This window comes from Acinetobacter sp. NPDC052428 (assembly GCF_044547685.1).
GTDB classification, from domain to species: domain Bacteria; phylum Pseudomonadota; class Gammaproteobacteria; order Pseudomonadales; family Moraxellaceae; genus Acinetobacter; species Acinetobacter lwoffii_G.
Window position 1 is genome coordinate 1 of the sequence record NZ_JBIUAT010000058.1, and the last position, 9,199, is coordinate 9,199.

4 protein-coding genes and 1 pseudogene are annotated in these 9,199 nt (G+C 45.9%); all 5 read right to left on the minus strand.

Annotated features, from left to right (window positions below; all coding sequences use genetic code 11):
• Positions 1 to 443, minus strand: a pseudogene (locus tag ACIG3F_RS15795) (hypothetical protein); the annotation flags it as partial.
• Positions 444 to 496: 53 nt separating this feature from the next.
• On the minus strand, positions 497 to 2,113 hold the full coding sequence (locus ACIG3F_RS15800) for a hypothetical protein (protein ID WP_396470509.1): 1,617 nt from the start codon (positions 2,111 to 2,113) through the stop codon (positions 497 to 499).
• 9 nt (positions 2,114 to 2,122) lie between these two features.
• A complete protein-coding gene (locus tag ACIG3F_RS15805) occupies positions 2,123 to 4,084 on the minus strand; it encodes a hypothetical protein (protein WP_396470510.1) in 1,962 nt (653 codons plus the stop codon).
• On the minus strand, positions 4,074 to 4,493 hold the full coding sequence (locus tag ACIG3F_RS15810; RefSeq protein ID WP_396470511.1) for a hypothetical protein: 420 nt from the start codon (positions 4,491 to 4,493) through the stop codon (positions 4,074 to 4,076). Before ACIG3F_RS15810 ends, ACIG3F_RS15805 begins: the two co-directional genes overlap by 11 nt.
• Positions 4,490 to 9,037, minus strand: coding sequence for a tape measure protein (locus ACIG3F_RS15815; protein ID WP_396470512.1), 4,548 nt, complete (start codon positions 9,035 to 9,037; stop codon positions 4,490 to 4,492). The genes ACIG3F_RS15810 and ACIG3F_RS15815 overlap by 4 nt, the downstream gene beginning before the upstream one ends.
• Between the last annotated feature and the right edge of the window lie 162 nt (positions 9,038 to 9,199).

Genomic DNA, 9,199 nt, shown 5'->3' on the forward strand with positions numbered 1-9,199 from the left:
CTGCTTGGCAAAAGTAGATTTTTAGAGCGATAGGCTGCTTTACCACCACCATTCGGGTTGATGCTTGAGAACGGTTTTTCCCACCCAAGTGGCGGAAATGACGCTGTGATTGTGCCTGTTGCAGTCGTTGCACTTGGTACTGCCGCAAGTTCAAACGTGACACTTTGTGCATTCGGCACAGTTAAAATTCGATGCTCACCATTAAATTCCGGTTGGCTGGCACCTGTAATTTTAATCACTTGATACTGCATTAAATTATGTGAAGAGCTGAATAATGCAGTGACCGTGGTGCCTGATGCTGTAAGGGATGACACTGTGCCAATATTGATACCATTGATCAGACAAGCATCCAGCACATTAATCATCGAGCCATAAGCATTTTGCAGTTGTGGTGCATTGTTATTGGTATGCACATAAAATTTGATATCTGTACTTGCGACCATTTTTATTTATCCATAAAAAAGACCGCATAAAGCGGCCATATTTGATTTAAATTTTAAATAACGCGGTCAATATCGCCACGTAGCATGATCTGGAACTGGTCTGACAATACTGCTGGCTCTGACTGTTTCACTGTACGAATCACCCAGACCGGAAAGTTTGCTGCTACTGTATTGAATCGCAGGACATTACCATTGGCCCAACCTGCTCCCCACCCTTCTTTTTTAATTGTGAAGTATGGCACGCCAGTGACCGGGTTGATCGGTGCGTAGTCTGCATTGGTGGTACCAGTACCGATCTGGCCGGAATATTCACCAATACAGCGGAATGATTGTGCATCGGTAAACTGGATATACCAACGTTCCTGAATCGCGCCCTTATTGGTGATCTGTATTGGATATAAAGCATCATTATAATTTGCCGGGATAGTTGCACCAACCGGCTCATCACTCCAGGTACCACTCCATGAGCCTTGCACAAACTTACGGGTATATCGCGCCTGCATGTCACCAATGACCAAAGCAGAACCGATTATGGTATCCACTGCATCATAGTTATGGGTTAAAGGCTTGGTAAAGGTTAACTGACCATTGATCTGTACGTCACGGATCAGCCCCATATCCTGATAGCGGTATTTTACTGTCAGTGGTGCAACCAGATTACCCAGTACGAAGTCACCGCCCAATGTCACGCGGCCATAATCATAATCAACTGTGTACAAATCGAAGGCTACTTTCGTTCCGTTGGCATCTTCAAGTTCCGCCCATGAAATGCGCTGATCATTCAGATCGTATGTGGTACCTGCAATTGCACTGGGCAGCTCTTGCGCTTTGCTTGAGCTGACAATACTAATGCCACCCACGCGAAAGATCGGCACCCGGCCATCAATCGGCAAACGTGTGGCAGATAAACCTAAGATCTCTGAATCTAGCGGGATATAGGTATAAGCCACCGCGTTATAACGCACAGATGAAGCATCCACCCAGACCGGAACATTGATATAGGTATCCACTCCTTCTTGGTATTCTAGCAGCGGGTCATACCAGTCGCTTGCCTCAATCTCCGCACGGTTGGCTTCTGTGATTTTGGTTTTGGTGTAGAAGTAGATCGTCACAAAGCCATTATCCCAGTTCACCTGCCCATGCGCCCGGCTGGTTTCAATCACGCCATTTTCATCGGCAGTTAATGTGAGCTGACCAAATTCAATGGTACCTACAACAACAGTTAAAGACTGTGGCCGGATCGGCATGATTGGCGTTCTGAAACTGATCTTGTTGACCGGTAACAGGTCGGTGGTGGTGGTTAAGGATTCCAGAGTAATCGTGTTATCTGCATTCGGTGTCCATGAGTCGATTTCAACAATACCGGTGCCATATTGAATAACACCTGACTGAATCCCGCTGTTATTGGCCGGATTCACATTGCGATACAGCAAGCCAGTACGGTCCAAAAAGGTATCGACACCCACTTTAAAGCGGGCTGAGCCCGTGAGGATCTGCTCATCAAAACCGGAGGATAAATCCAGTTTGAGCTTGTTTGCCGTCACGGTGTGGGTTGCCGAATTGGAACCTGATGTGTCACGATATTTAACTTGTACATCAACAGCATTAAAGGCCTTCAGCTCAACCTGTTCGCCTTGAATACCTGACGTTTGTGGAGAATAAAAAGACATATTTCCTCGCTAGGCAGCCGCATAGGTAGCCATAGGTGTAAAGGTTTGCACAAATCTGCTCGCTGAACTTTTTGGTGTGACTTCAACTGCGCCAGTGGCATAGATAATGGTGCCTTGCACTTGACCGCGGCTATTCACTAGATTACCCATAGTTGCATTCACCGGCACATCTGTCAGGGTTACAGACCCTGAAATCCCCTCACTGCTGTGAAGTGGAATTTTTAACTCAACACTATTTGGCTGAATTGCTGGTCCTGTACCAATGGTAAAGGTCAGCTTTTGATTTACAGGAGCAACATCCATCTTGGTCTGCTCAAGTGAGGATCCATAGTTATAAATCACCGAAAAGACTGTGCCTTTCTGTGGCAGCTTGTTTGGAATAATCTTGCCTATACCGGTGGCATAGTTGATTTCACCTGTAGCATCTCCAGTAAACTTGCCTTGAGCATTTGATGTTGCAGTTTTCGCCTCACCTTCTAGCGTCCAATTGATGGTGATACCCGGCAATACACCCGGTCGACCCAAATCAAACTCAAATGCAGCTTTTTCCACACTTAGATTGGATCGTACAAAAGTGATAATCGGTGTGCCCCAGTTCAGTAGAATTGGTGTGTCTACATCCGGTAGCGCACCAGTCGTTAATAACCATGAGCCAGTTTCATAGTTGATCATGCCTGAACCAAAAGATGGACTAGCAGCCTTTAACTGACCTGAACCATCATCTTTAAGCTCATAGAACTTGCCCTGCGACATGTATGAAATCGAAAGTGCACCAGGTGCAGGAATTGGAATTAAAACTCCGGTCCAGTTGGTGCTTTGGTTATTTTGAGTCACCGGAATGGCGTGACTCTGGTAATACTGATTCGGTGCAGCGGCTGGCTTGAACGTAATATTCAAACTTGAGGTGCCGGCTGGCGCTGCCGCAGTCCACTGAATCAAACCACGCTGATAATCAATCGTACCAACCTGAGTGCCTTGAGTATTTTTAAGCAATCCACCCTGATCGGTAATCTGCTGCCCCTGCAACGTGAAAGCCACGCTAGATGGAATAACCGCAGAGCCGATATACAGGTTTTGGCTCACTCCAATAGTCATACCGGGATAGTTAACCGTGATGGTGCCTTCATTACCCGCCACCAGAACTACACTTTCACCTGCAGCGTTTACATCAATGATCGGAGTTTCAGTCTGGGCAGATGGAATCAGCTGTGCAAAGATACTTTTAGCATTGACTGTGAACTCACCCACGTTTGCATCAGATGCCAGTGCTGTCGATGAGTAATACAGGCCGGTATCAGCCACAAGTGTGTCACGAATAATGGTCTTGGATTTCTCACCGTTGTACCACTGCCGAGCAGACAAACCAACAAAATCAATTTCCAAAGCATCATTTAATGAGTAAGTGGCAATCTTGTATTCCACGTTTTTGCCATCCACTACCATAATGGCAGTGCGAGTCTCAACTTTTGTGATTCGTACGTACTGCTCACGCTCTAATACCTCACCTTCATCACTGATCAGGACAACCGTATCCCCAACGGATGATTCAGTTTCTTGCGGAAACATGGCCACCTGCAGCGATGACATACCTTTCCAGTGGGTGTCCAGTGGTGTACCTGCGATCTGGCCGCCTTTTGCTAGGTAGTTTTCCACCCGGTTCTGTGCCGACTGGCGTTCATCTGTCCAGTTCTTGGTGCTAAATAGCAGTGCCGATACGTTTGGGTCTTTAGGTAGTTCAGACACAAAGACTGTTGCACCCATTAATAAATCAGTGTCCTCAGTAGTGACTGCAGGAAAGACCTTGCGCATGGATACATCACCCATGGTGCGATCCATCTCAGACACATCATTGAACAGGTTATTACTAATGCCATCCTGCACTACAACACCAGAATATTTACCACCGCCATCCGAGTTATCAGTCAAGCGTTCAGACTTGTAAATTACTAAATCCTTAGTTTCAATCGCCATCGTTTAACTCCGTAAAGCGTAAAGTCACATTAAAATAATCATCCAGTGATACCGCTGGAATCCCTCTTACCGGAGCAGCCTCTAAGGCCCCATCCTGGTGATTAAATTTGACGGTGAATTGTCGGTTGTCGTGTGGTTGTTCAAACTGCAGTTTGAAATTTTCTTCCTGCAGTTTCGACCATTCCAAAACAGTCCGTAGTTCACGCAGCTTGATCCAGCCCATTTGCGGATCTGCTGGTTGTAAGGTGATTGGTCGACCCGACTTCTTTTTGCCTTCCTGAATGATCAGAGAGCCATCCATCGTATAGGCCTGATTCTGCTCAATAGCCTTCCATGAAAATTCATCAGGCCATAAAAAACCGTCCTCTAATGGGACGGTTTCGGATGTGCTTAAGCGGATTAATTTCATGTTGATTTCGCTATACCTTTTAATTGGTTTACAAGGCTGGTCATCACATCCTTTTGGCTTGCATCGCCTGTAAGGGATAGGGTTTGACCTCCGAATTGAATGTTGTAATTCACACTATCACCACCCTTACCATAGTCTTTAGTTGATGGTACGGAAGGGATCGACGGCGCGTAGTCATTCAGGCTGCTAAATCCGGTTGATCTACCATTCTTACCAACATATTGCTCCAGCCGCTCGATCTGCTCCATAACATACATCGCATTACCAAGGGCCTTTTGGTTGTCGTAGGCAGTGGTCCCATACTTTCTCTTCACCCACTCATTGGAAGCAGATTTGTAATAACCACCCGCCACTGGTTCAGCATCTTGGAAGAGCTCTTTGGCTTTTTGCTTGGTATCACCTTCATAACCAATATCCTTAAGCCTCTGTTCAATTTCTTCAACAGAAAGCCCGTGTTTAGCGGTTGTTCCGGTTTTGGATGCCTTCATCTTGCCCTGAGAAGCCATAGCTGCTTCCGTTGCTTTGCGAGCTTCTTCCCATGCTTCAGTAGTATCATTACCTGCTCTAACACCCCTACGGCCGAGATCATCAAAGCCATCACCAGCATTACCTGTGGCATTGCGAACACGGTGTAAGCTTTCTTCTACAGCATTATTGGCTTTTACTGAAACTTGGCCGGTTTCACTTACCTGGATCGATAAGCCTAGTGAGGCAGCTTTGGCATTTGCTGCAGCAATACTTTGAGCATCACCCGAGGCATACGCCAGCTGAATTGTCTTTTCATAAGCCTTTTGAAGATCCGCTTGAGTAGCCTGGCCACTCTGGCGTACTGTTTCAAAATCAGCCAATGCCATTTGAGCTGACAATCGAAGTTGCTCTTTGGTTTTAATGCCAAGCCGCTCGAAAGCCCTTCCTGTTTCATCCAAGACATCAGGTAGTTCAGAGGTGGCTCTCTTTATTGCAACAATACCCAATTCAACCTGCTTGGTTGAGAACACACCCTGCGCTTCAAACTCACGCATCTTGGCATTTGCCGCATCAATCTCAGCTTGACTTTTCGCCTTACTAAGCCACTCTTCCCATGCTTGGTAAAGAACATCACCAGCCTGTTTACCGGTATACCCTGCCTCACCCAACTTAGTCTTAAGTCCATCCAGTTCGTTTCCAGAACTAGAAAAAGACTTAGAAACTTTATTTAGCGAAACATCCAGATCCACGCCAAACAGCTTGGCAGCGGCAGATGCTCTTGAATAAGCTGTTTCCGCCACTTGGCCAGATCCAGCATTAGCTTTATTGAGTTCAGCTATCCGTAAATTACGATTATTGGCCAGCTCTGCTTCTTTGGTATTAATGGCATTAATGGATGCTTGGGCGGAGGCTAAGGCATTTAGATCGCCAGTCTTCTTGGCTTGCTCAATCTGTTGTTCTAGAAGCGCACGTTCAACGGCGGCCTGTTTCTGGTATGCAAGATACTCCTCATCGGCTTTCTTAACATTTTCCTTGGCCAGCCTTAGAGCTTCTTCCTTTTTAGCGGCACTTTCGGCAGCCTGCTCTGCACTCTGACTCGCCTGAACACTAACCTTGCCAGCTTCATCCATAGTAACGATGTAGCCTTGGGTTAATAGATCGGCCTGCATCACGCCGTCCATGACACCGCCATTGGCTTTGATAGCAGCCTCGGCATAATCCTGAGCAGAAGCCAGCATATCCTTATCTAATGCGGCTTTATTGGTAGCGTGCTCCTTTTCACGACTCTCGAGCTCATTAGATTTTTGGATAATTGCATCAATGGTCGACTGATTGCCATCCTTGCGAGCTTGGTTTAACTGCGCATCGATGGCCGCACGTTCGCCAGCCAAATCTTTGGATTTTTGGGAAAATTCTTGATTTTGCTTAACCAAATCAGCAAAGGTTGCAGTGCTATCGGCTACAGCTTCCTCATTTTTCTCCTTTTGAGTTTTTCGTATATCCTCGTAGGTTTCAACTACAGCCCATTTATGCTCAGTACTAAGCTGGATAGCTCCCTGCATATTCTTTTCAGCTTGAGCAAACATGCGATCTGAAGCTTTTTCAGCCTCATCTGCCAGATCACCCATAAATGGTACGTACTTCAAGGTTGCCGAAGCTAAGCTGTATACCCCTCCTGCCAGAAACTGGACAGAAGATAGTAGAATCTTAAGGCCAACATTTAACCCAAAACTGGCATCACTTACGGCAGCCATCGCCATACGCAGCATATTAAGGAAGGTTGTAAATCCGTTTACATCCTCCCCACCACCTATCAGTGCATTAAATAACGGCGAGACTGCATCCAATGCACTTGTAAATGCACTCCAGGCAGTTTCACCAAAATCAGCAACATACTTAATATTCAGCTTAATATTTTCATAAACTTGAGTAAGTGTGTCTCTTAATGCGTTTAAGGTACTTGGATCTATATCGTCAAATTTTGAAGTAAAGTATCCAACCCCCTCAGCTACATCATCAAAGAATAACTTCAGGATTCCAAGGTTATCGGCAATTGTGGACAGCGCTTTCGCTACAGTAGCACTCGATCCATTAGCCTGATCCATTTCCCCGATTAGAATCTGCCACTGGGTAGAAATCTTCTGTAGCGCATTACCAATAGTTGTAGGGAATTTGGCATAGTCCGCTTCAATTGCAGCGGATTGGCTTTGTAGTGCCTTGATGACTTTTTCCGCTGACAGTTCACCATTCTCGGCCATATTGCGCAGTTCACCGGTAGTCACACCTAAAGACTGAGCCAATGCTTTTGAGATGCCAGGTGCCTGCTCCATAATGGAGTTGAACTCATCACCACGTAAAACGCCTGATTGCAGCGCTTGTGTAAACTGGGTAATTGCTGCATCAGCTGCAGCTGCTGATCCACCGCCAGTCTGAATGGCCATGTTAATGGTTTTGACCAGATCAAGACTTTGCTGTTGGGTCATCCCCATCTGCTTACCGGTATCATTCACTTTCGTAAATAGACCAGCGGTGGCATCCAGACTTGAGTTGGTCATCAGCGCAACCTGATGCACCCCAGCCATTGCTTGCTGGAAGTTACCGCCATCACTGGTTGCGATGTTGATTCGAGCTGAAAGATTAGTATAAGAGTCAGCCGCCTGGGCAAGCTCTCGAAGCCCCAAACCAACACCAATTGTAGCTAATGCCCCCACCAGTGCAGTTACAGCAAACTTAGCGCCATCCATGCCTCTAGAGAAAACAGAAACTCCAGAATTTGCCTTTTGAGCAGCAGGCTCAACACCATTTAATTCACTTTTAAGCTTTTCGATTTGCTGTTCGGTGATCTTGGTTACACGCTCTACTTCTTCAGCCGGCAATTTACTATTGGCTTTAAAGTTTTCGAGCTTCCTGGTCAGATCGGCAATAGCATCATTAATCACGGACGGCGGTTTAATGCCTAATGCTTCATAAATTGCATGTCCGGCTTGCTTGGCACTACCGGATGCCTTATCTGTGCTTGTGGAAACGCCCTGCATTGCAGTGGTGGCTTTTACATTAAATTCGGAGAAGGCTGATTTAGTCAGATCTACTGCTTGCTCAAGACCTTTAACCTTGTCACCAGCTGCCTTAATCTCATTAAGTGTTACAGCTTCACTGCTTTGCTCTAGTGCCGAAAATGCATTTCTTGCTGTCAGTAATTCACGCTCTAGGGCATTAATGCTATTGGTGCCAATGCTGCCAATACGCTCAATTTCTTTGGTGCTAAGACTTGCGCCGTCACCCATACTTTCAATTGCACGGGTAGCAGTCTGTGCTTCACCTACTACCCCGGTTAGATCTACGGCGCTAAAGCGTTGTACCTGGTTAATAGCTGATTGAGTAGCACCATCCACGCCCTTCATGGCATTGATCGCTACACCTTGATAATAATTGAAGGCACTGGAGGCTTCATTGATGGCGTCTTGAATACTCAGAACACGCTGTTTGGCAATTTCAATATCTTGCAGAGTGCCATCAGTGCTTTGTAGACGAACCAATTCAGCCTGAGCTGCCTTAAGTGCTAAATTCAGCTCATTAAGGCCCTGCTCACCCGCACTCGACATTGCACGGAGTTCACCAGCGCTGATAGTCGACTTATCGCCCAGGGATTCAATTTCTTTTGCAGCAGAGAAGAACTTATTACCCAGCATTTCTGCTAACTGAACAGCATCACCAGGAATGGCACCACCGATTTCAAAGCCAGCCTTATTGGCCTTATTTGCTGTGTCTTGAAGCTCATTGCCTAGGCCATCAATCTTGCCGGCTGCCTGAATAGCTTGACCTTGTAGTTCGCCAGCAGCTTGAGACACTTCACTCAGCTTACCCTTAGCCTGATCAGCTTTCTTTTGGAGGTCATCTGGTACAATTTTACCGACTTCTTTTGCTGTTTCTTCAGATGTGGTCTTAAGTTTATCTGATTCTATTTTTATCGCATCAAAGAGGGCTTTTGCGGTTTTTTCAGACTGCTGAACATTAGATACAAAGTCTTTAGTATCAGCATCTATTACCAGTTTAAATGTAAGTTCTTTTCCAGCCATGATGACCTCTAAATTTCAGGCATTAAAAAACCCGCCGAAGCGGGTATGTGTTAGACATTAAAAAAGTACCCTAAGGTGCTTTTCTTATGGGCATTTTTTTTCCCATAATATATCCATCATCCAAGGCGCGTAAAAATCCTTTTCATCACCTTCAATTGATAT

Coding starts and splice junctions, on each gene's coding strand:
- ACIG3F_RS15805 (WP_396470510.1), bottom strand. CDS start 4,084: ATGGCGATTGAAACTAAGGATTTAGTAATTTACAAGTCTGAACGCTTG.
- ACIG3F_RS15810 (WP_396470511.1), bottom strand. CDS start 4,493: ATGAAATTAATCCGCTTAAGCACATCCGAAACCGTCCCATTAGAGGAC.
- ACIG3F_RS15815 (WP_396470512.1), bottom strand. CDS start 9,037: ATGGCTGGAAAAGAACTTACATTTAAACTGGTAATAGATGCTGATACT.
- ACIG3F_RS15800 (WP_396470509.1), bottom strand. CDS start 2,113: ATGTCTTTTTATTCTCCACAAACGTCAGGTATTCAAGGCGAACAGGTT.